Origin of the sequence: Nonomuraea mesophila, assembly GCF_004352805.1 — a bacterium.
Classification (GTDB): Bacteria; Actinomycetota; Actinomycetes; order Streptosporangiales; family Streptosporangiaceae; genus Nonomuraea; species Nonomuraea longispora.
Map to the genome: position 1 here is coordinate 1 of NZ_SMLD01000048.1, position 22,014 is coordinate 22,014.

Here is a 22,014-nt window from a genome sequence, read left to right on the forward strand (position 1 = left end):
GGGCCTTTCCGCTCGACTTGCATGTGTTAAGCACGCCGCCAGCGTTCGTCCTGAGCCAGGATCAAACTCTCCAAAAAAGGTCTGAACCCAACTATCAAAAAGGAATCCGTCAACACCGACCACAAAAGAAAACCTGCAGCCGATGGACGGGGTTGTGCATCATGCACTGGCTTTTAACACACTGTTGAGTTCTCAAGAAACGCACGCGTACATCCTCGTCAAGATCTTTACTGACCCTGCCATGGAGGCTCACACACACTTCGTTTCCTCAAGATTACCCGATCTGGACGATCCTTGTCAAACCGCCCGATTCGGAATCTTTAGGACGTGCCCCGCTTGGAGGCAACCCTGCTAACTTACTCCAACATCCGGCCGTTGTCCAATCGCGTGACTGGGCCGCTCGGAAGTCGAGGTGTGATCAGAGGGATGTCGGGGTTGACTGCCCCGCCTCAAAAACTGTAGCAGCCCCGACGGGGTCGAAGGTCCGTTCTCAGGTAACGAATGAACCTTCCCTTCGGGGCTGCGCCTCAAACACCGAGCCGGGCCAGCTGTGCCTCGAGCCGCGCGATGTCGGCGGACGCCTGCTCGGCGCGGCTCCGCACCTTGGCCACCACGTCGTCCGGCGCCTTGGCCATGAACTGCTCGTTGCCCAGCTTGGCCCCCGCCTGCGCGGCCTCCTTGCGGGCGGCTGCGAGGTCTTTCTCCACCCGCTTACGCTCGGCCACGACGTCGATGGCGCCCGCTGTGTCGATCTCCACGCTCACCTTGCCCACGGTGAACCGCGCCGTGGCGTTGAAGGACTCCGACGGCTCGGTCAGGCGCAGCAGCGCGCGAACGGCCGTTTCCTGACCGGCCAGTCGCGTGCCGGCCAGCCCGAGGCGGGCGGCCACCTTCTGGCCGGGCTTGAGCCCTTGGTCGGAGCGGAACCTGCGCACCTCCGTCACCAGCTCCTGCAGCGCGCCGATCTCGGCCTCGGCCGCGGCGTCGGCGTAGCGGGCGTCGGCCTTCGGCCACGGCGCCACGACCACGGACTCGCCACCGGTCACGGCCCGCCACAACTCCTCGGTCACGAACGGCGTCAGCGGGTGCAGCAGCCGGAGCAGCGCGTCGAGCACGTGGCCCAGCACGAGCCGGGTGTGCTCCAGGCCCTCACCGAGCTGGATCTTGGCCAGCTCGAGGTACCAGTCGCAGACCTCGTCCCAGGCGAAGTGGTAGAGCAGGTCGGAGGCCTTGGCGAACTCGAACTCCTCGAACGCCGCGTCGACGGCCGTGATCACCGACTGCAGGCGCGAGAGGATCCACCGGTCCGCCGGGGTCAACCGCGCGTCGTCGAGGGAACCCACCGCGGCCCCGTTCATCAGGGCGAAGCGGGTGGCGTTCCAGATCTTGTTGCAGAAGTTACGGGAACCGGCGGCCCATTCCTCGCTCACCGCGACGTCGGCGCCGGGATTGGCGCCGCGCAGCAGCGTGAATCGAGTGGCGTCGGCGCCGAAACGATCGATCCAGTCGAGTGGGTCGACCACGTTGCCGAACGACTTGGACATCTTCTTGCCGTATTGGTCGCGGACCATGCCGTGCAGCGCGACGACACGGAACGGCGGCTGGCCGTCCATGGCGTACAGGCCGAACATCATCATGCGCGCGACCCAGAAGAACAGGATGTCGTAGCCCGTGACCAGCACGGAGGTCGGATAGAAGCGCTGGAGCTCGGGTGTCGAGTCGGGCCAGCCGAGGGTCGAGAACGGCCAGAGCCCCGAGGAGAACCAGGTGTCGAGGACGTCGGGGTCCTGCGTGTAGCCGGCGGGCGGCTCCTCGTCGGGGCCAACGCAGACGACCTCGCCGCCCGGGCCGTACCACACCGGGATGCGGTGGCCCCACCAGAGTTGACGGGAGATGCACCAGTCGTGCATGTCGTCGACCCAGTCGAAGTAGCGCTTGGCCAGCTCGGGCGGGTGGATGCGGGTGCGCCCGTCGCGGACGGCGTCGCCGGCTGCCTTGGCCAGCGGCGAGACGTTGACGAACCACTGCAGCGACAACCGGGGCTCGACCACGGTCTTGCAGCGCGAGCAGTGGCCGACCGAGTGCAGGTAGGGGCGCTTCTCGGCGACGATGCGGCCTTCGGCGCGCAAGGCCGCGACGACTGCCGGCCTGGCCTCGAAACGGTCGAGCCCCTGGAAGGGCCCGTGCGCGGTGATCACGCCGCGCTCGTCCATGACGGTCAGCGACGGCAGCGAATGACGCCGCCCGATCTCGAAGTCGTTGGGGTCGTGGGCGGGGGTCACCTTGACCGCTCCGGTGCCGAACTCGGGGTCGACGTGCTCGTCGCCGACCACCGGGATCATGCGGCCGGTGAGCGGCACCTCCACGAGCGTGCCGATCAGGTGCGCGTAACGCTCGTCGGAGGGGTGAACGGCGACGGCCGTGTCACCGAGCATGGTCTCGGCGCGCGTGGTCGCGACCACGATCTCGTCGGAGTAGCGGATCGAGACGAGCTCGCCTTCGTCCTCGCTGTGCTCCACCTCGATGTCGGACAGCGCGGTCAGGCAGCGCGGGCACCAGTTGATGATGCGTTCGGCGCGGTAGATCAGCCCGTCGTCGAACAACGTCTTGAACATGGTCTGCACGGCCCGCGAGAGGCCGGAATCCATCGTGAACCGCTCGCGCGACCAGTCGACGCTGTCGCCGAGCTTGCGCATCTGGCCGAGGATGCGGCCGCCGGACTCCTCCTTCCACGCCCAGACCCGCTCGATGAACGCCTCACGGCCCAGGTCGTGGCGTGACAAGCCTTCCTTCGCCAGCTCGCGCTCCACGACGTTCTGGGTGGCGATGCCGGCGTGATCCATGCCCGGCAGCCACAGGGTCTCGTGACCCTTCATCCGCGCCCGGCGCGTCAGCGCGTCCTGGATGGAGTGGTCGAGCGCGTGCCCGATGTGCAGGACGCCCGTCACGTTGGGCGGCGGGACGACGATGGTGTACGGTTCGCGCGAGCTGCCCGGATCGGCGTGGAAGTAGTCTTCGGACACCCAGCGTTCGTAGCTCCGGGTCTCGACGTCGGCCGGGGTGTAGTGGGTAGGCAGCTCTGGCGTTGTCACAGTGACCAATTCTAGGGAGGCGGGAAAGCGGAACACCCCGCGGTCCGCGACCACGGGGCGTCCGGCGTGAACGAATGCGGCTCAGGCCGACTTTTCGCGCGGTGTGCGCTGCTGCTTGGCGGCGAGCTGGTCGCGCGGGACGAGCGTCGGGATCGCGTGCTCGATCACGGACTCGCGGGTGATGACCACGCGGGCGACGTCTTGCCTGGAGGGCACTTCGTACATGACGGACTGGAGCACCTCCTCCAGGATGGCGCGCAGCCCGCGGGCGCCGGTGCCGCGCAGGATGGCCTGGTCGGCGATCGCCTCCAGGGCACCGTCGGTGAACTCCAGCTCGACGCCGTCGAGCTCGAGCAGCTTGCGGTATTGCTTGACCAGCGCGTTGCGGGGCTCGGTGAGGATCTGGATGAGCGCCTCGCGGTCGAGGTTGTGCACCGAGGTGATGACGGGCAGGCGGCCGACGAACTCGGGGATCATGCCGAACTTCAGCAGGTCCTCAGGCATCACGTCGCCGAAGACGTCGGCGGTGTCGACCTCTTCCTTCGACCGGATGATGGCGTTGAAGCCGATGCCCTTCTTGCCGATGCGCGACTCGATGATCTTTTCCAGACCGGCGAAGGCGCCGCCGCAGATGAACAGCACGTTGGTCGTGTCGATCTGGATGAACTCCTGGTGGGGGTGCTTGCGGCCGCCCTGCGGAGGCACCGAGGCCGTGGTGCCCTCCAGGATCTTCAGCAGCGCCTGCTGCACACCCTCGCCGGAGACGTCGCGCGTGATCGACGGGTTCTCGCTCTTGCGGGCGATCTTGTCGACCTCGTCGATGTAGATGATGCCGGTCTCGGCCTTCTTCACGTCGTAGTCGGCGGCCTGGATGAGCTTGAGGAGGATGTTCTCGACGTCCTCGCCGACGTAGCCGGCCTCGGTCAGCGCGGTGGCGTCGGCGATGGCGAAAGGCACGTTGAGCATCTTCGCCAGGGTCTGCGCCAGCAGCGTCTTGCCCGAACCGGTCGGCCCGAGCAACAAGATGTTGCTCTTGGCCAGCTCAAGGCCGTCGTCTCTGCCCCGGTCGCCGGACTGCACCCGCTTGTAGTGGTTGTAGACCGCCACCGAGAGCGCCTTCTTCGCCTTGTCCTGACCGATGACGTAGGCGTCGAGGAACTCGTAGATCTCCCTCGGCTTGGGCAGGTTGTCCCACTTGAGCTCGGAGGACTCGGAGAGCTCCTCCTCGATGATCTCGTTGCAGAGATCGATGCACTCATCGCAGATGTAGACGCCTGGACCGGCAATGAGCTTCTTGACTTGCTTCTGGCTCTTTCCACAGAACGAGCACTTCAGCAGGTCTCCCCCGTCGCCGATGCGTGCCACCCCAGATACTCCTTTGCGTGGGACCGCCCTGCTCACGCGAGCAGTGTCTCCGGACATCCTCCGGACTAGGCCGAACCGCTCAGGTTTCGACGTTACCGTCTTCTGGGCCCTCAGTGAGCCCCCTAGCGGCGAGTCGCACCGGAACGTGCCCTATTGGGCAGCGCTCCGGCGCGTCACGTCTCGTCTAGGAAGCCACGGCCTGAGCTCGCTTCTTCCTGGACGGGATGATGTCGTCGATCAGACCATACGCCTTCGCCTCGTCCGCGTTGAGAATTTTGTCGCGTTCGATGTCCTTGCGGATTTCGGCGGAGGACTTGCCCGAGTGCCTCGCCACGATCTCCTCGAGGAGGGTGCGCATGCGAAGGATCTCGCGGGCCTGGATCTCGATGTCGCTGCCCTGGCCGCCGCCCTCGGTGGACGGCTGGTGGATCAGCACCCTGGCGTTGGGCAGCGCGAACCGCTTGCCAGGGGTGCCGCCGGCCAGCAGCACGGCCGCGGCGGACGCGGCCTGGCCGAGGCAGACGGTCTGGATCTCCGGCCGGACGAACTGCATCGTGTCGTAGATCGCCGTCATGGCCGTGAACGAGCCGCCGGGCGAGTTGATGTAGATGCTGATGTCACGGTCGGGGTCGAGCGACTCCAGCGTCAGCAGCTGGGCCATCACGTCGTTGGCCGACGCGTCGTCGATCTGCACTCCGAGGAAGATGATGCGGTCCTCGAAAAGCTTGTTGTACGGGTTCATCTCCTTCACGCCGTAGGACGTGCGCTCGACGAAGGAGGGGAGAACGTAACGGCTTTCGATGTTCATGTCAGCTCCCCCTAGGAGACCGGGCCCTGCGTGGGCACCTGTCGTGCGCTGCGCACCACGTGGTCGATGAAGCCGTAGTCCTTGGCCTCCTCGGCCGTGAACCAGCGGTCGCGGTCGGAGTCGGCCTCGATCTGCTCGAGCGGCTGCCCGGTGTGGTGGGCGATCCGCTCGGCCAGCGTCTTCTTCACGTAGAGCATCTGCTCGGCCTGGATGGCGATGTCGGCGGCGGTGCCGCCGATGCCGCCGGACGGCTGGTGCATCATGACACGGGCGTGCGGCAGGCCGTAACGCTTGCCACGGGCGCCGGCGGACAGCAGGAACTGCCCCATCGAGGCGGCCATGCCCATGACGACCGTGGATACGTCGTTAGGCACGTATTCCATCATGTCGTAGATCGCCATGCCCGCACTCACCGAGCCGCCCGGCGAGTTGATGTAGAGCGTGATATCGCGGTCGGGATCGTCGGCCGCGAGCAGCAGCAGCTCTGCGCAGATGCGGTTGGCGATCTCGTCGTTGACCTCCTGCCCGAGAACGATGATGCGCTCGCGAAGCAGGCGCTGGTAAAGCTGGTCCTCAAGCCGGAAGGCGGAGCCGTTCTCACGGCCTCGAGACTCAGGCTGATAGAAGGTCGGCGGGCTGGTCACAGCGTCACCTTCCGATGCGTCGTAATCGATGGGCTTTGCTTGTGACCCTAACGCGCCCGGCCTACAGGTCATGCCCGGTCCCCCGTACTGTTCGCTGACGGCGCAGGTTCGAGCGAATGGTTGCCTGTTACGCTTCTTCGGCTTGTGCGGTCTTCGTCCCGCGTGGCGCCGGAAGGCGTACGGCGGCCCGCCTGAGACGGCCTGAGAGGGCGGGTGCCGCGCGATGAGCGCCGGGCCGCCGCCCGCAGACGACCGCGGCCCTCAGGACTGCGCACAAGCCGTCTGAGCGCGTCGCCGTGTGCCCGAGGCGTCAGGTCATGACAGAGCCCCCGGACCGATGGTCCAGGGGCTCCGGTCGTCTCAGGCTCCAGACGTCAGGCGTCGGCCTTCTCGCCGTCGGCCTTGTCGTCCTCGGCGGCCTCTTCCTCGTCGGCCTCGCTGCCGTTGATCTCGCTGTAGATGCCCTTGAGGTCGACCTCGTTGCCCTCGCTGTCGACCACCTTGGCGGCGTCGCCGAGCACGGACTTGGCCTTGTCGCGCACGATCTCGACCATGGCCAGCGTGAGCTGGTCGTTGTCGGCGAGGTGCTTGGCCAGTTCGTTGGGCTGCACGCCCATCTCCATGGCCCGGCGGACCACGAAGTTGGTCAGCTCCTGCTCGGAGACGCCCAGCTCCTCGGCCTTGACGATCTTGTCGAGCACGAAGCCGACCTTGAGCGCCTTGGCGGCGCTGCTCTCGAACTCGGCGAAGCGCTCCTCCTCCGTCGTCTGGTAGAGACGGAAGAAGGCGTCACGGCTGAGGCCGCTCTCGGCCACCTGGTGGTCGAGGTTGTGCTTGCGGGCGTCGACCTCGGCCTTGAGCGCGCTGTCGGGGAGCGGGATGTCGATCTTGTCGAGCAGGGCGTCGAGCGCCTTGTCGCGGGCCTGCACGACCTGGTCGATCAGCTTGTTGCGGCGAGCCTGCTCGCGGATGCTGGCCTGGAGCTCCTCCAGCGTGTCGAACTCGCTGGCGAGCTGCGCGAACTCGTCGTCGAGCTCGGGCAGGACCTTCTCTTTGACCGACTTGACGTTGATGATCACGTCGGCTTCCTCGCCGGCGTTGTCGCCGCCGACCAGCTCGGTCTTGAAGCTCTTCTCCTCGCCCGCGGACATGCCCTCGAGCGCGGCGTCGAGGCCCTGCAGCACGGAACCGGCGCCCACTTCGTAGGACACCTCGCTGGCCTGCTGCTCCTCGATGTTCTTGCCGTCGATCTCGGCGCGCAGGTCCATGACGACGAAGTCGCCGTCGGCGGCGGGCCGCTCGACGCCGGTCAGCGTGGCGAAGCGCTGGCGCAGCGCGTCGAGCTGGGCGTTGACGTCGTCGTCGGAGACCTCGGCGGAGTCGACGGTGACCTCGACGCCCTGGTAGTCGGGGACCTCGAAGTTGGGCCGGATGTCGACCTCGGCGGTGAACTCGATCTGCTCACCGTCGTCGATCTTCGTGACCTCGATGTCCGGCTGACTGACCGGGAACACGTCCACTTCGTCGACGGCCTGGCCATAGAGCTTGGGCACCGCGTCGTTGAGGGTCTCCTCCAGCACTACCGCCCGGCCGAAGCGCTGCTCGATGATGCGGGCCGGAACCTTGCCAGGCCGGAACCCGGGGACGCGCACCTGCTGCGCGACCTTTTTGTATGCCGCATCCATGCTCGGGCGCAGTTCGTCGAACGGCACCTCGACGGTGAGCTTGACCCGGGTCGGGCTGAGCTCCTCGACAGCGGTCTTCACGGAATGGTCTCCTTGATCAAGCTACGAGTGATCGCGGGCGCGTCTCATCGGTTTCGGCTCACGCGCCGCGCCCACATGAGCGGTGTCGGGCATGCTCCGCCACGGCGGGATCCAACGCCGTCTGCCAGTCTAGGGCAGATGCGCACCCGACAACGACGCCACGGCTCTCAGAACTCGTCCGCGATGGTCCGCAGCAGCTCGATCGTCTCATCCGGGGTGGTGCTGACGGCGCACAGCCGCTCCATCACCTCGGTGTAGCGGTCCACGTCCTCGCGCTTGTCGAGGTAGAGGGCGCTGGCGAGTTGCTCGACGTACACGACGTCCGGCAGGTCGTTGTCGGGGAAGCGCAGGACGCTGAACGCCCCGCCCTCCGCGCTGTGCCCGCCGAAGCTGAAGGGCATGATCTGGATCGTGATGCTCGGCTGGCGCATCAGCTCGATGAGATGCTCGATCTGGGCTCTCATCACCTCGGCGCCGCCGATGGGCCGGCGTAACGCGGCCTCGTCGATCACCGCCCAGAAGATGGGCCCGTCGGGCTTGTCCAGGATTCGCTGGCGCTCCAGCCGGAGGTCCACCCGTCTGGCGATCTCCTCGGCGCCGATGCCCGCCGCCCCGGCGGTCACCACGGCCCGGGTGTACTCCTTGGTCTGCAGCAGTCCCGGCACGAACTGGACCTCGTAGGTCCTGATCCTGGCGGCGGCCTCCTCCAGGCCGACGTACGCCTGGAACCACGTGGGCAGGAGGTCGTTGAACCGGTGCCACCAGCCCGGCTCGTTGGCGGTGGCGACCAGGTCGAGCACGGCGGCACGGGCCTGCGGGTCCTCGACGCCGTACAACGTGAGCAGGTCCGCCACGTCGCGTTCCTTGAACCCCACCCGGCCGAGCTCCATGCGGCTGATCTTGGATTCGGAGCCCCGGATGAGGTGGCCCGCCTCCTCGCGGGTGACGTTCTTCGCTTCCCTGAGCTTGCGCAGTTGGGAGCCCAGGAGGATGCGCAGCGCCGTCGGCCCGGAACCCGGCTGGTTCTGCGTCACTTGCTTCCTCCTATCAAGGTCCGCACACACAGTGACACCACATCGCCAGCTATGACAAGGTCTCAACCCCGTGTCCGAATCAACGGCCGATACGCTGGCGCCACTTGCTCCTGCACAATGCAACTGCACGTGCATTTGGGTCTTGCAGCGACCCCGCCGCGTGACCCATGATGGGTTGGTGCATATTGGGCCAAACATGCACTAACGAAGGTTGAACGGGGAGGTATCGGCAGCATGGTGGAGGATCCGCTGGCCACTGCCGATTGCCTGCAGATCACCCGCGAGGTCGGTTTCGACCACCTTCTCATGGGCGAGAAGCCGTACACGACCTCGTGCCCGCTTCCCTTCCAGGCCGACTCGGTCAAGACCGCCAGGGACGTGACACGCTCGACCCTGCGCGGCTGGGGCCTGCACGACCTGAGCGACGACGCCGCGCTGGTGGTGTCGGAGCTCGTGACCAACGCCGTCAGGTACGCGATGTACGCGCGCGGGCGGCGCGGGATCGAGCTGCTGCTGATGCGGGTCGCGCCGCACGTGCTGCTGGCCGTGGCCGACCCGAGCGACGAGGTGCCGCGGCCCAAGAACCCCGACTTCATCTCGGAGAACGGGCGCGGCCTCTACATCGTCGAGACGTACAGCCAGCGCTGGGGCTGGGACCCGCTGGCGAGCGGCGGCAAGGCCGTCTGGGCGCTCTTCCACGCCGACGCCCCCTGACAGACCCTTATTTCCGGTACGGCCCCCTGTGCCTGCCGTCGGGCACGGGCGCGGGACCGGGTGCCGCCTACTCGCCCGTCGCACCGTCGATGCGCTCGCGCAGCAGGTCGGCGTGGCCGTTGTGGCGGGCGTACTCCTCGATCATGTGGACGAGGATCCAGCGGTGCGAGCAGTCGGCGCCTCTGTGCTCGCCGACGGCGTCCAGCGAGGCCGCGGCCGAGATGGCGCGGGCCCGCTCGACCTCGTCCCGCCAGGTGGCGAACGCCTCCTCGACGGAGGCCTTGTCGACCTCGTTGAAGTCGGAGTCGTTGTCGCGGTCCTTGTCCCAGAGCTTGGGGATGTCCTCGCCGTTCAGCACCCGGCGGAACCAGGAACGTTCGACGTGCGCCATGTGCCTGACCAGGCCCAGCAGCGACATTGTGGAGGGCGGCGCGGAACGCAGGCGCAACTGCTCGTCCGTGAGGCCCGCGCACTTGACCTCCAGGGTGCCGCGGTGCCATTCGAGCCAGTTGTTCAGGACGGTCCGTTCGTCGCCTGTCCGGGGTGGGGGAATGCGGGTGTCCGTCACGAGGCCCGACTCTACCCGGCGGCCCGCGCGCGCCCCGGCCGGGCCTGGAGGAGGCGGCACGCCGTCGCGCGTACGGTCTCGTCCCTGACGCGGGCCACGAAGTCGTACGGCGTGTCGCCGCACACACGGCGCAGCCCCGAGATCCCGTCCAGGAGGGACTGGATGAGCGCTCTCTGCGGCGTCAGCCGGCGCGGGCGGCCTCCGTCGAGGACACAGCCGTGCTTGCCCGCGTAGACGAAGGGCGGCGGGAGACGCGGGCCCGGCTCCAGCCTGACCGGGTGCGCGAGCGTCCGCCTCGTGTAGTTGGGCTCGGTGAGGTCGAGGGCGGCGAGCTGGCGCTCGTCCAGCCAGAGCACGAACAGCCTGGACGTCTCACCCGGCGTGTCGATCGGCGCGGCCGGCACGTAACCCCACCTGCTCACGTGGGCCGACACGCCGGGAGCGACGCCCGGCACGTCGGCGAGCGTCATGGGGACGACAGGGCGTATCCCATGGTCGAGGAACTTCCTGCGCAGCTGACTCGGCGCGGCGTTGGAACCCACGGCGACGACGCGGTGGCGAGCCGTCAGCGGCAGGCAGCCCCGGTGTGCCAGCAGTGCGCTGAGCGGCTCGCCCGCGGCACCCCACCCTCCCGGGTCGTCGCCGGCAGGCTGGAGCGGCACGTACGCGTCGTCGACCAGGACCCCGGAGGTCGCCGGGATCCGGCCTGGATAGGTGAGCGGGCGGGAGATCGGATCGTCGTCGAACAGTTCGAGCATGTCCTTGCCCGTGACGGGGGCGGGACCTCACAGTCTATTTACCTCCGGGTGACCGCCGCCCACAGCCGGGTCGTGCTCTCCCTGCGCCCCCAGGCGATCACGGCGCAGAGCACGAGCGTGGCCAGCGGCATCACCACACCGCCGCCCGACACGAACCCCTCGGTCAGCGTCGCGCCCGCCATCAGGCCGACGAACGCCAGGCCCGCGGCGCCCGCCAGCCGCGGCACGAGCAGCGCCGCCGCCCCCACCACCTCCAGTACTGCTACCAGGTTGCGGAACCAGTCCCCGAACCCGATGGCCTCGAACGTGGACTTCGCCGGTTCCACGTTCGAGAACTTGCCCAGGGCCGACATGAGGAAGAAACCGGCCACGACCACCTGGAGAATCCACAGCAGGACGGTCAGGGCGGTCGTACGGGCAGTCGTACGGGCAGTCGTACGGGGGGCGGCCTTGCTCGGTGCGGTGGTCACGGCGCGTTCTCCCTTGCCGATCGGCTCATGACTCCGACGCTAGGACCGCAGGCGGCCTGGGAGAATCGGCCTGACTACCCGGCTGGGGTGCACGTAGATGCACCCCCGGAAGCGCGACCGTCCGTGGCGTGACAGCACCTGACGTGTGCGGCCCGCAAGCAGACGGACATGCGGAAGGCCCCTTCCGAACGTGGAAGGGGCCTTCCGGCTGGTCGGGGCGACAGGATTTGAACCTGCGACTTCTTGCTCCCAAAGCAAGCGCGCTGCCAAGCTGCGCCACGCCCCGTCTCGCCGAGTGCGCATGCGGTCCGCGACTCCGGTACGCTTACGCCCTGACGACCGGATGAAGTCTAGACCAGACTTCGACCGGTTCGCGCGGACGTAGCTCAATGGTAGAGCCCTAGTCTTCCAAACTAGCTACGCGGGTTCGATTCCCGTCGTCCGCTCTCATGAGCAAGGGGCCAGGTCACCCTACGGGGGCCTGGCCCTCGTCGTGCCGGGCGAAGGTGAACATGCGCCTCCCGGCGGCCAGGGGCTGCGGGGAGCCGGTGAAGCGGTGGACGCCGACGCCGCCGTAGTGGGCGCCCGGTTCCGACAGCCATTCGCGGTGGTAGCCGCGGTCCTCGAACCATCGGCAGATCTGTGGCACCAGGTCGGGGGGCCTGCGGTGCCGCGTCCAGATGACCGTGCCTCCCGAGCGGCACAGCTGGGCGAACGTGGCGATCGTACGTTCGACGTCCTCGTCCGTGATGTTGCCGAAGACGCCGCAGGCGACCACGATGTCGGCGGGGACCATGCCCTGGTAGTGGTCGGTGAGCGCGGCGTCGGCCGTGACCACCTCCACCTGTTCCAGCCCGGCCGCGCCGGCCGTCTCCTCGGCTCTCGCGCTGTTGCCCGGGTCGAGTTCCACGAGACGGGCCAGTACGTCGCCGCGGCGGGGATGGCCGTCGAGCGCCTCCAGCACGTCACGGCCCTGGCCGGCGCAGAGGCTCACGAGCCGCAGCGGGCCGGCCGGGCAGGCGTCGAGTGCCAGCCGGATGCGCTGCTGCACGACCCGCAGTCGTTGCGCGAGTCGCGAACCGGGGTCGTCGTACTCGTCGTGCCACGCCTGCCAGTCCATGGGCGGATTCTAGGGGCGCACGCCTCTCTCCGCCTCCGTACGCGGGCGAATCGGGCGGGCGGTGGACGCTCGTAAGCTGGTGCAGATGCGTGCGCGACCGATCTCCGTTCTCGTCGGCGAGCTGGCCGAGCAGGTCGACCGGTGGCCGCGCGAGCGGTGGGTGCGGGTGGCCGTCGACGGAGCGCCCGCGGGGCGGCCGGAGACGCTGGCCGACGACCTCGTGGCGCCGCTCAGGCTGCTCGGGCGGCCCGTGCTGCGGGTTCGCGCCGGCGACTTCCTGCGGCCCGCGTCGCTGCGGCTGGAGCACGGCAGGGACGATCCCGACGCCTTCTACGAGGACTGGCTCGACGTCAAGGCGCTGCGCCGAGAGGTGCTGGACCCCTTGAACGAGCACGGCTCCGGGCGGGTGCTGCCGGCTCTGTGGGACAGCCGGATCGACCGGGCGTACCGGCTGCCGTACGAGGAGCTGCCGCCGGGCGGGGTGGTCGTCGTCGACGGAACGCTGCTGCTGGGGCAGGGGCTGGCGTTCGAGCTGACCGTGCATGTGTGGTTGTCGGCGGCGGCGCTGGAGCGCCGTACGCCTGTGGAGGAGCGGTGGCGGCTGCCCGCATACGAGCGGTACGAGCGCGAGGTGCGGCCGCAGGAGGCGGCCGACGTCGTGATCAGGGCCGATCACCCCGACCGTCCCGCGCTCCTTCTCTGAGGCCGGGCCGGTGGGCGGGATGGGTGCTGGTGGTGGCCGCCGGCGGGCGGCCACCACGTCAGCGTGCGGTCGGGCGCTTGCCGTGGTTGGCCTTCTTCTTCTTGCGTGCCCGGCCTTTGCGTGCTCGCCTGGCCATCAGTACGCCTCCCAGGTGATCGATGTCCTTTCAACGTCTCTCTCCCCCATGGAACGGCGCAAGCGATCCGTAGCGACCTAACATTCCCCAACAGCGCCGTGTCATAATTTGGTGGAATCTGTTGGAAGGAGCGGGCGTGCTCGCACAGCAGCGTCAGCAGACGATCCTCGAACGTGTGCGCAGCAACGGCGGTGTCCGGGTCGCCGACCTCGTACGCGAACTGGGCGTCTCCGACATGACCATCCGCCGTGACCTTGAGGTGCTGGCCGAACGCGGCCTGCTGGAGAAGGTACACGGCGGGGCGACCGCCCTCGGTCCTGGATCGACCGAGGAGCCGGGCTTCACCGCGAAGTCCGCCCGTCAGCAGCAGGAGAAGGAGGCCATCGCGCGGCACGCGGCCAGGCTGGTCCGCCCCGGCACCGCCGTGGCGCTGTCGGCGGGCACCACGATCTGGGCGCTGGCCCACCACCTCATCGGCGTCCCCGAGCTGACCGTGATCACCAACTCGATCCCCGTCGCCGAGGTCTTCCACCGCAACCCGCGCGCCGACCGCACCGTCGTGCTGACGGGAGGCGTACGTACGCCGTCCGACGCGCTGGTCGGCCCGGTTGCCGTGGCCGCGATCCGCCGCCTGCACGTGGACACGCTCTTCCTCGGCGTGCACGGGATGAGCGTGCGGGCCGGGTTCACCACGCCGAACCTGCTGGAGTCGGAGACCGACAGGGAGCTCGTGGCGGCCGCGCACCGGCTGGTCGTCCCGGCCGACCACACCAAGTGGAACACCGTGGGCATCAGCACCATCGCCGAACTGAGCGAGGCGGACGTGGTCATCACCGACGCGGGGTTGCCCGAGGACGCCCGTACCCAGCTGGCCGAGCGGGCCGGAGAACTGATCATCGCGGAGGGCACGCATTGAAGCGCACCATCACCCACCTGGCCGACGGCCGGGAGCTGGTCTACTTCGACCAGCGCGACGACGCCGATCGCAGCGCGATCGACCGTCGGCCGCTGGAGCCCCGGCCGGTGGCCTCCGAGCTGCGCTACGACCCGCTGACCGAGGAGTGGATCGCGATGGCCGGGCACCGGCAGACGCGGACGTTCCTGCCGACGGGCACGTCCGCCGAGTGCCCGTTGTGCCCGTCGTCGGACGCGCGGTCGACGGAGATCCCGGCCTACGACTATGACGTGGTGGTGTTCGAGAACCGCTTCCCATCCTTCTCCACAAATTTCGGGACTTATGACGATGTTGGCGGGTTGAGCGAGGTTCGTCCGGGGGTGGGGCGCTGCGAGGTGGTGTGCTTCACCTCCGACCACTCGTCCTCCTTCTCCAAGCTCTCCGACGCACAGGTACGGCTCGTCATGGAGGCCTGGGCCGACCGTACGGCCGAGTTGTCCGCGATCGAGGGCGTGGAGCAGGTGTTCTGCTTCGAGAACCGGGGTGAGGAGATCGGTATCACGCTGGCGCACCCGCACGGCCAGATCTACGCCTACCCGTACGTCACGCCCAGGACGAAGCTCCAGCTCGGTGCGGCGGCCCGCCATCAGGGCCCGGGCAACCTGTTCGCCGACGTGCTGGCCGCCGAGCGGGCCGCCGGGACGCGGGTGGTGGCCGGTAACGAGCTGTGGACGGCGTTCGTGCCGGCGGCCGCGCGCTGGCCGTTCGAGGTGCACGTCTATCCGCACCGGCAGGTGCCCGACCTGGCGGCGCTCACGGAGGAGGAACGTGCGGCGTTCGCCCCGCTCTACACCTCGGTGCTGCGGGCCTTCGACGGGTTGTTCGGCGGCGTGATGCCGTACATCTCGGCCTGGCACCAGGCTCCGGTGCGGCGGGACCGCGAGCTCGCGTACCTGCATCTGGAGCTTTTCAGCATCCGGCGGGCGCCGAACAAGCTCAAGTATCTGGCGGGCTCGGAGTCCGCGATGGGCGCGTTCGTCAACGACGTGATGCCGGAGGAGGCGGCCTGTATGCTCCGGTCACGGATCGATCAAGAATAGATTTCTACTTAAGGTCGCATGACTCGTGATCTACCACTAATATCCCGTTATGCACCGGCCGTAACAGCCGTTGCACCGCCTAATCCTGGGCGAGTTGCCCAGGAGCCGGGGACCCATCGCACCTGGGGTGAATCCACTTCGGTGGTAGGGAAACGCAGCTCCCTTACCCGAACCCGTCAGCTAACCCGGCCGGCAGAGGGAGAGGAACACCTACGTGGCGGCTTCGTCCCCCGCGAGTCTTGCCATCGGTCTCATCGCCGCCGCCGCCGTCGCCGTCTCGGCGGCCCCGGCGTCCGCAACGGCCAAGCCCAAGGAGTCGGAGCTACGGGCCCAGCTCAAGCAGCTCAACAACAAGGTCGACAAGCTGATCGAGGCGTACAACCTCAAGCGGGTCGAGCTGGCCAAGGCACAGAAGTCGGCCAAGGCGGCCAAGGCCCGGCTGGCCACCGCCGAGGAGGCGCTCACGACGGCCGAGAAGCGGGTCGCCGAGATCGCCCGGCTGCGCTACCAGAATGGCAACTCCGGCGTTCCCGCGTTCATGCTGCCCGAGAACAGCGGCGGCGCGGCCGTGCTCAACCAGGTCACCGCCGAGCAGCAGGCGTTCGTGCAGGGCGTGGCCAAGGCACGCGACCAGAAGAAGAAGGCCGCCCTGGAGGCCGCCGAGCTCGCCGGCAAGATCCGCAAGGACGCCGCCGAGGTGGCCGGCCGGCGCGAGAAGGCCGAGGACGTCATCGACGACATCGAGAAGAAGCTGCAGGACCTGGTGCCGTTCGGCACGAACCGCAGGTCGGACGGCGGCTGGGCGCCCGAACTGCCGTCCGGCTCCGACAACATCACCCCGCGCACGCGGTTGATGAAGGAGCAGATCGGCAAGAACTTCGCGCTGCCCTTCACCGTCGGCTGCTTCCGCGGCGGCTCAAGCGGCGAACACCCGCTGGGCCGGGCCTGCGACTTCATGATGAGCACGGGCGGCTCGATGCCCTCCGCCGCCAACGCCGCCCTGGGCGACCGCATCGCGGAATGGGCCATCAAGAACAAGAGCAAGCTGGGCGTCAAGTACGTCATCTGGAAGCAGCGCATCAACCACGGATCGGGCTGGAGCACGATGTCCGACCGTGGCAGCATCACGGAGAACCACTACGACCACGTGCACATCTCCATGAACTGACAAGGGAGAACCCTGTGCTCCCGCTGCTTCGCCTGCGCCGTCGTAGCAAGAAGCCGGCTGCTCGGGCTTGCGCCGGGAACCGTCGGTCGGTGGGCGACGATCTGCGGCGGTCGACCAGCCCGCTATGGCAACGCTGCGGGCCAGGCGCGTAACCGGACCTGACACTGTGCCGACACGCAGATCCGCCTCCTACCCGGGAGACGGCATCTGTTGAGGCGCGTAGTTCCGCAGTTCTGGCGTCGCCCAGGCGATCCCCGCCACGGTCACGGTCGTGAGCAGCCCGCCGGCGCAGATCACCATCCGCGGATCGAGAATCGATGCGGCGGCCCCGTGCAGCAGGTTCGCGATGTGCGGGCCTCCGAAGAGGACGACGGTGAGCAAGCCCTGGATCCTGCCGCGTATGGCGTCGTGGGTGTGTGCTTGGGTGATGGCATTGCGAAACGTGCTCAGCACGAAGTTGACCGCACCGCCGAGGACGAGCGCCGTCAGCGCGATCCACAGATGCGCAGCCGATCCGAACGCCACCACGGTGATCCCCCACGCCGCCGCGGCCGCCGCCATGAGCGCACCGTGACGCCGGGCGCGGGTGAACGTGCCGGACCACAAGGCCGCCGTGACGACTCCTGCTGGATAGGCGGCGTACAGCAGGCCGAGTTCCAGGCCACCTGCCGCGGGTCCGCCGTAGCTGTGCTGGGCGAGCTCCGGGAACAGGGCTGTCGGCATCCCGAAGACCATCGCCGCGAGGTCCACCGCCAGTACGGCCACCAGCAGCCGGCTGGCCGCCAAGTACCGGAAACTGGCCAGCACTTGGCCGATCACGGGCCGGCGCCCGCGGCTGCGGGCATCCGGATCGGCCGATGGACTGCCCGGGTGCGGTGGCAGCGGTGGCAGCTTGACGACGGCCCACACGATGGCCAGCAGCGCGACGGCGTCGAACAGGTACAGCGTGTCGAGCCCGACGAGCGGTATCAACACACCTGCCAGGACAGGGCCCAGGATCGACCCGGCGTAACGGGTCAAGGAGCTGAGGCCGTTGGCCGCCGGCAGCAGCTCGATCGGGACAAGGCGGGGCACCGTGGCACCCATCGTGGTCATGATCGCCGCAAAGGCCAGCCCTTGGCAGGCGACCAGCGTCATCAGGATGGCAACGGAGCGTCCGCCCAGTGCGGCGTGGATCCACAAGGCTGCGTACGTCAACGCCAGACCGCTGTGCGCCGCGAGCAACACCTTTCGCCGGTCCACGACGTCGGCGAGGGCCCCGACCCAAAGCGCCGCCCCGACCAGCGCCACGAACGACACCGCGCCCGCTACGCCCACGGCCGCCGAAGAGCCGGTCACCGTGAACAGTTGGGCCGGTACCGCGATCACGCTGAACGAACCGCCCACCGCGCAGACAGCCGATGCCACCCACAGCCGCCGGTAGGCCGCGATGGCCAGGGGACGGCGATCCATCGTGTGGACGCCGAATGATCGTGCCGTGCTCACCGCCCGTTGCCCCCGGCTTCGGGTGCGGCCGGTGTCTGGAGATTCACCACGTCGGCGACGACGCCGGCGATGTTGTCGGGCGCGCCGGCGGCGTACGCCAGCGCGATCAGGCCGTCCAGCGCCTGCTGAGGGCCGGCCGCCCCGGTCAGAACCTCGCGTACCTGCTCGTCCGGAACGACGGTGGACAGCCCATCGGAACACAGCAGATACCGATCACCGGCCACGGCCCTGTGCAGCGACAGTTCCGGCTGGGCTCCGCGCGTGCCGGTCAGCGCTCGTGTGAGCAGCGAGCGTTGCGGATGCGAGGCCGCTTCCTCCGAGGCCAGCCGGCCCTCGTCGACCAGCGCCTGCACGTAGGTGTGATCGTGGGTGATCCTGTGCAGCTCACCGTCGCGTACCAGGTAGGCCCGGGTATCACCGATGTGCACCAGCGCCAGCTGTGATCCCGACCACAGCAACGCCGTGAGCGTGGTGGCCACCTCACCCGACTCCGTCGACGCGGCGATTTCCCCGATGGCCCGCTCGGCTTCGCCGACCGCGTCGGCGAGCGCGCCGAGCAGGTCCTCGGCCGGCACGGCCAGGGTCTGCAACGGTTTGAACGCATCGATGGCCGCCGCACTGGCCAGGTCTCCGCCGCCCGAGCAGCGATCCCCGTCCGCCACCGCCAGCATCCCGGGTCCGGCGTAGGCGGTGTCCTCGTTACTCGTACGCACCGGTCCGGACTCCGAGCAGGCGGCGTAACGGATCCCGAGCAGGGTCTCTTCCACTGTGCTTCCTCTCCCCGACAGATAGTCGACGAGGAAAGTGGCCAGCTCGCCGCGGGCGGCGGTCTCGGTCAGCACCTGCTGCCAGTAGGCGGCGATCTCTTCGGCCGCCGCGGGTCCCGGCAGGTCGCACACTTGCCGAATACGCGCCAACGGCATGCCCAGCCGCCGCAACGAGGCGATCAATCGTGCCCGCTCCAGCTGCGCCGGATCGTAGAAGCGGTAGCCGGACTCACCGTCCACCGCTGCCGGCCGCAGCAACCCGAGCTGGTCATACAGCCGCAGCGCCTTCGGTGACAGCCGTACGGCCCGGGCGAACGCCCCGATCGTCAGCAGCACCACTCCTCCTCATCCCGGCCACCGCGGCCGGTGCCGACGATGCTGCCGCTTGCCCCAAGGGGAAGGTCAACGACAGCCGCTCGTGGCTCAGCCGCTCAGCCGAGATCGATCTTGACGGCTGCCGTACACACGCTCTGAGAAGACTCTCCGCCACGAACGGGCTCTGTGTCATCGTGGCCGCGGGTCGACGAGCCCGCCGTCGTAGGCGGCGATGACGAGCTGGGCCCGGTCGCGGGCCTGCAGTTTCGCCAGGAGCCTGCCGATGTGGGTCTTGACCGTGCCGACGGTCAGATGCAGCTGCCCGGCGATCTCGGCGTTGGACATGCCCCTGCCGACCAGGGTGAGCACCTCGCGCTCGCGTTGGGTGATGTGCCCGAGGTCCCGCGTGGCCGGGGCGGGGTGGGCACGTCGCAGGAAGTCGGCGATGAGCCGGCGGGTCACGGTCGGCGCCAGCAGCGCCTCGCCGGCGGCGACGACCCGGATGGCGGCCAGCAGCTCGGTCGCCGTGGCGTGCTTGAGCAGGAAACCGCTCGCTCCCGCGCGCAGCGACGCGTGGACGTAGTCGTCCTGGTCGAACGTGGTGAGGATCAGCACGCGCGTGCCGCTGCCGGCCGGGTCGGCGCAGATGCGCCTGGTCGCCTCGATGCCGTCCATGCCCGGCATGCGGATGTCCATGAGGACGACGTCCGGGCGGTGCCGGCGGGCCAGCAGGACGGCTTCGCCGCCGCTGCCCGCCTCGCCCACGGTGGTCAGCCCCGGTGTGGTGTCGATGAGCACCTTGAAGCTGTCGCGCACCAGGACCTGGTCCTCGGCGAGCAGCACCCTGATCGGCGTAGGGGCGTCGGCGCTCATGCCGGCCGGCCGTCCAGGTCGTAGGGCAGGCGGACCGCCACGCGGAACCCGCCTTCAGGGCGTGCTCCCGCGCTGAACGTGCCTCCGTATGTCTTCGCGCGTTCCCGCATCCCCACCAGGCCGTGGCCGCCGTGACCGGGCCGGGGTGGCCTGCGGAACCCGTTGCGTGGGCCGTCGTCGACGACCTCGACCACGGCTTCCCGCCCGTCGACGTCGACGGTGACCGAGCAGCGCGTGGGCCCCGCGTGGGTGACGACGTTGGTCAGGGCCTGCTGCACGATCCGGTAGAGCGACACCGCGACCGCGGGAGGCGGCGCGGCCTCCCCGCGGACGGTCAGGTCGACCTCGACCCCCGCCGCGCGGGCCTGCGCGGCCAGCTCGGGCAGGTCGGCCATGCCGGGCACGTGCGCCTGCTGGGGGTCGCCCTCGGAGCGCAGCAGGTCGAGCACCCGGTGGATCTCGGTGAGCGTGCTCCGGCTGGTCTGTTCGATGACGGACAGCGCGGCGCGCACCTCCTGCGGGCGGGCGTCGGCGACGTGGTTGGCGACGGTGGCCTTGACGGCGATCACGCTCATGCTGTGGCCGATGATGTCGTGCAGTTCCCTGGCGATGCGCCTGCGCTCCTCCCCCACCGCGGCCTCGGCGAGGTGGCGGACGAGCCGAGCGGTCGTGTCGCGCTTCCAGCGCACGGCCGTCCCGAGCGCCCAGGCGGCCGTCAGCAGCACCCCGATCGCGCCGATCTCGACCGGCCAGTGAGGGGGCAGCTCGCTCGGCGTGGCCACCGGCGAGAGGCCGGGCAGCACCTGGGCGTAGAAGATCAGGACCGCGATCACCGCGGCGGACAGGCAGGCCGCCCACCCCGTGACCGACCACGCGGGCGAGGCGGTGGAGGCCACGACGTACAGCACGAGCACGGTCGGCAGGAACGTCACCCAGAGCGCGCCCGCCGCGGCGGCGCCGGCCACGGTCGTCAGCGCGCCCGCGGCGCACCCGGCGGCGAGCATGGTCCACGGCAGGCGCCGGCGGAGCGCGACGGGAAGGCTCACGACCGCCGCGAACGGCCAGAGCGTCCAGGCGGGCCATGACGGCGACGGCCCCGGCGGATCGACGAGGGTGTAGCCGACGAGCAGCGCCACCATGACCGCCGCCGCCGCGTCGGCGACGCCCTTACGGCGCAGCCGCCGAGCCTGCTTCATGCCGTGACGTTATCGTCTCGCCTGGTCGCCCGGCATCTGACCACGGTAGGACAACCGCGTCTGTCCTGGGTCGTACCCGCCTCCTGCTCGCCGCCGCAAGATGTGACCTGAGCCCGACGCGTACCCACCGCACCGCCCGCCACCATGCTGATGCGCCCGGCATTCCGGGCCGCGCCGACACCGACACGACGGGCAGGAACGCATGAGGAACGAGCTTCGCCGGCGGATCACGCGATGGCGGCGGGCGCAGAGGGAACGGCGGGCCGCCAACGCCGCGGCCAACCTGGGCCGGCAACCGCCGTTCCCCGGACGATGGGTGAGCGCCGTCGCGCTGATCGCCGGGCCCGCCCTGCTCATGACCGGAATTCTGCTGCGCTCCCGGTTCCACTTCTTCTTCCCTGACCAGCTCGCCGCCTACACCCGGCAACCAGGGCTCGTCACCGCCGCCTATGCCTGCTTCGCCTGCGGCGTCATCCTGCTGTGCCCGGCGGTCATGACGCTGGCGCACAGGATCGCCGCCACCAGGCCGCTGTGGGGGCTGTGGGGCGGATGCCTGGTGATCGCCGGGCTGTTCACCCGGACCTTCCAGTACGGCACCGACCACCTGGCCTTCCACCTGACCGACGGCCTGGGCCTGCCCGCGATGATCGGCGGGATCGAGCATTACTACGCGGCGTGGCGGGACACGCAAGTACATCCGTTCCGGACGTTGTCGGGGGCGGCCTTCGCCGGCTGGATCGTGCTGGCCGTCGGCGCCTACCGCTCCGGCGCGCTGGGCCTGGGCCGTTCGGTGGCGCTCGGCCTGATGTCGGCGCTCGCGCTCGGGACGCTGAAAGGCACCCAGATCCCGCAGTCCGTCATCGCCGCGGGCGGACTCTGCGTCGCGCTGGTTCCTTTGGGCATCTCGCTGCTGCGCGATGGCCCTCCGCCGAGCCGGCGAGCCGTGTTCTGGCTCGCCGTCGTCATCGCCTGGCTGGTGCTCGGCGCGGCCTTCGGCTCCGCCCTGCCGTTCACCCGGGGCTGAGCCGCCCCCCGCC

General features: G+C 69.0%; 21 protein-coding genes, 2 tRNA genes, 1 rRNA gene and 1 riboswitch. Of the genes, 7 read left to right on the top strand and 17 right to left on the bottom strand.

Going from position 1 to position 22,014, the window contains the following annotated elements:
- The 7 genes from E1295_RS19540 to E1295_RS19570 all read right to left on the bottom strand — a co-directional run.
- Positions 1-77: ribosomal RNA gene (locus E1295_RS19540) — 16S ribosomal RNA — on the bottom strand; the annotation flags it as partial.
- Positions 78-527: 450 nt separating this feature from the next.
- Positions 528-3,101 (bottom strand): valine--tRNA ligase, encoded by a 2,574-nt coding sequence (locus tag E1295_RS19545; protein ID WP_132631769.1) that lies wholly within the window; start codon positions 3,099-3,101, stop codon positions 528-530.
- Between the two features lie 72 nt (positions 3,102-3,173).
- Positions 3,174-4,457, bottom strand: coding sequence for an ATP-dependent Clp protease ATP-binding subunit ClpX (gene clpX, locus E1295_RS19550; RefSeq protein WP_132332987.1), 1,284 nt, complete (start codon positions 4,455-4,457; stop codon positions 3,174-3,176).
- 184 nt (positions 4,458-4,641) lie between these two features.
- A complete protein-coding gene (locus tag E1295_RS19555) occupies positions 4,642-5,265 on the bottom strand; it encodes an ATP-dependent Clp protease proteolytic subunit (RefSeq protein ID WP_132332988.1) in 624 nt (207 codons plus the stop codon).
- A gap of 11 nt (positions 5,266-5,276) precedes the next feature.
- A complete protein-coding gene (locus E1295_RS19560; protein ID WP_132332989.1) occupies positions 5,277-5,909 on the bottom strand; it encodes a ClpP family protease in 633 nt (210 codons plus the stop codon).
- A gap of 374 nt (positions 5,910-6,283) precedes the next feature.
- Positions 6,284-7,675: a trigger factor gene (tig, locus tag E1295_RS19565; RefSeq protein WP_132631770.1), complete on the bottom strand. Its 1,392-nt coding sequence runs from the start codon at positions 7,673-7,675 to the stop codon at positions 6,284-6,286.
- A gap of 167 nt (positions 7,676-7,842) precedes the next feature.
- A complete protein-coding gene (locus E1295_RS19570) occupies positions 7,843-8,709 on the bottom strand; it encodes a helix-turn-helix domain-containing protein (protein ID WP_132631771.1) in 867 nt (288 codons plus the stop codon).
- Between the two features lie 234 nt (positions 8,710-8,943).
- Between E1295_RS19570 and E1295_RS19575 the strand changes: the two genes are divergently transcribed.
- Entirely contained in the window at positions 8,944-9,423 is a 480-nt protein-coding gene (locus E1295_RS19575; protein ID WP_132631772.1) for an ATP-binding protein, read from the top strand.
- A 67-nt stretch (positions 9,424-9,490) separates the two neighbouring features.
- On the opposite strand, the gene E1295_RS19580 is transcribed toward E1295_RS19575, so the two are convergent.
- From E1295_RS19580 to E1295_RS19595, 4 genes are all read right to left on the bottom strand, one after another.
- Positions 9,491-9,991 (bottom strand): DinB family protein, encoded by a 501-nt coding sequence (locus tag E1295_RS19580; RefSeq protein ID WP_132631773.1) that lies wholly within the window; start codon positions 9,989-9,991, stop codon positions 9,491-9,493.
- A gap of 11 nt (positions 9,992-10,002) precedes the next feature.
- Complete coding sequence (locus tag E1295_RS19585; protein ID WP_132631774.1) at positions 10,003-10,749, bottom strand: hypothetical protein; 747 nt, start codon at positions 10,747-10,749, stop codon at positions 10,003-10,005.
- Between the two features lie 38 nt (positions 10,750-10,787).
- Positions 10,788-11,219 (bottom strand): DoxX family protein, encoded by a 432-nt coding sequence (locus E1295_RS19590; RefSeq protein ID WP_132631775.1) that lies wholly within the window; start codon positions 11,217-11,219, stop codon positions 10,788-10,790.
- A gap of 209 nt (positions 11,220-11,428) precedes the next feature.
- Positions 11,429-11,505 (bottom strand) — tRNA-Pro (locus E1295_RS19595).
- Between the two features lie 89 nt (positions 11,506-11,594).
- Here E1295_RS19595 and E1295_RS19600 point away from each other — a divergent pair.
- Positions 11,595-11,665, top strand: a tRNA-Gly gene (locus E1295_RS19600).
- Between the two features lie 20 nt (positions 11,666-11,685).
- Here the strand turns inward: E1295_RS19600 and E1295_RS19605 are convergent.
- A complete protein-coding gene (locus E1295_RS19605; RefSeq protein ID WP_132631776.1) occupies positions 11,686-12,339 on the bottom strand; it encodes a class I SAM-dependent methyltransferase in 654 nt (217 codons plus the stop codon).
- Between the two features lie 85 nt (positions 12,340-12,424).
- Here E1295_RS19605 and E1295_RS19610 point away from each other — a divergent pair, with 85 nt between their 5' ends.
- Positions 12,425-13,042 (top strand): nucleoside/nucleotide kinase family protein, encoded by a 618-nt coding sequence (locus E1295_RS19610; RefSeq protein WP_132631777.1) that lies wholly within the window; start codon positions 12,425-12,427, stop codon positions 13,040-13,042.
- A 58-nt stretch (positions 13,043-13,100) separates the two neighbouring features.
- Here E1295_RS19610 and E1295_RS52485 read toward each other — a convergent pair whose 3' ends face one another.
- A complete protein-coding gene (locus tag E1295_RS52485; protein ID WP_372513659.1) occupies positions 13,101-13,178 on the bottom strand; it encodes a 50S ribosomal protein bL37 in 78 nt (25 codons plus the stop codon).
- Positions 13,179-13,314: 136 nt separating this feature from the next.
- On the opposite strand from E1295_RS52485, the gene E1295_RS19615 reads away from it, so the two are divergent.
- From E1295_RS19615 to E1295_RS19625, 3 genes are all read left to right on the top strand, one after another.
- On the top strand, positions 13,315-14,094 hold the full coding sequence (locus E1295_RS19615) for a DeoR/GlpR family DNA-binding transcription regulator (protein ID WP_132631778.1): 780 nt from the start codon (positions 13,315-13,317) through the stop codon (positions 14,092-14,094).
- Positions 14,091-15,173 (top strand): galactose-1-phosphate uridylyltransferase, encoded by a 1,083-nt coding sequence (gene galT, locus E1295_RS19620; RefSeq protein ID WP_132631779.1) that lies wholly within the window; start codon positions 14,091-14,093, stop codon positions 15,171-15,173. Before E1295_RS19615 ends, galT begins: the two co-directional genes overlap by 4 nt.
- Before the next feature lie 66 nt (positions 15,174-15,239).
- Positions 15,240-15,382: riboswitch (cyclic di-AMP (ydaO/yuaA leader) on the top strand.
- 5 nt (positions 15,383-15,387) lie between these two features.
- Complete coding sequence (locus E1295_RS19625; RefSeq protein ID WP_132631780.1) at positions 15,388-16,341, top strand: coiled-coil domain-containing protein; 954 nt, start codon at positions 15,388-15,390, stop codon at positions 16,339-16,341.
- A gap of 189 nt (positions 16,342-16,530) precedes the next feature.
- Here the strand turns inward: E1295_RS19625 and E1295_RS19630 are convergent, their stop codons facing one another.
- The 4 genes from E1295_RS19630 to E1295_RS19645 form a co-directional block, all read right to left on the bottom strand.
- Positions 16,531-17,793: an MFS transporter gene (locus E1295_RS19630; protein ID WP_132631781.1), complete on the bottom strand. Its 1,263-nt coding sequence runs from the start codon at positions 17,791-17,793 to the stop codon at positions 16,531-16,533.
- Positions 17,794-17,822: 29 nt separating this feature from the next.
- A complete protein-coding gene (locus E1295_RS19635; protein ID WP_246080145.1) occupies positions 17,823-18,929 on the bottom strand; it encodes a MerR family transcriptional regulator in 1,107 nt (368 codons plus the stop codon).
- A gap of 168 nt (positions 18,930-19,097) precedes the next feature.
- The gene (locus tag E1295_RS19640; RefSeq protein ID WP_132631783.1) at positions 19,098-19,781 is read right to left on the bottom strand and encodes a response regulator; all 684 of its coding nucleotides are present in this window, start codon (positions 19,779-19,781) and stop codon (positions 19,098-19,100) included.
- Positions 19,778-20,977 carry a sensor histidine kinase gene (locus E1295_RS19645; protein ID WP_132631784.1) on the bottom strand — a complete coding sequence of 400 codons (1,200 nt, stop codon included), beginning with the start codon at positions 20,975-20,977 and terminating at the stop codon, positions 19,778-19,780. Before E1295_RS19645 ends, E1295_RS19640 begins: the two co-directional genes overlap by 4 nt.
- 202 nt (positions 20,978-21,179) lie before the next feature.
- On the opposite strand from E1295_RS19645, the gene E1295_RS19650 reads away from it, so the two are divergent.
- Positions 21,180-22,001, top strand: coding sequence for a hypothetical protein (locus tag E1295_RS19650; protein WP_220448797.1), 822 nt, complete (start codon positions 21,180-21,182; stop codon positions 21,999-22,001).
- The last annotated feature ends 13 nt before the right edge of the window (positions 22,002-22,014 follow it).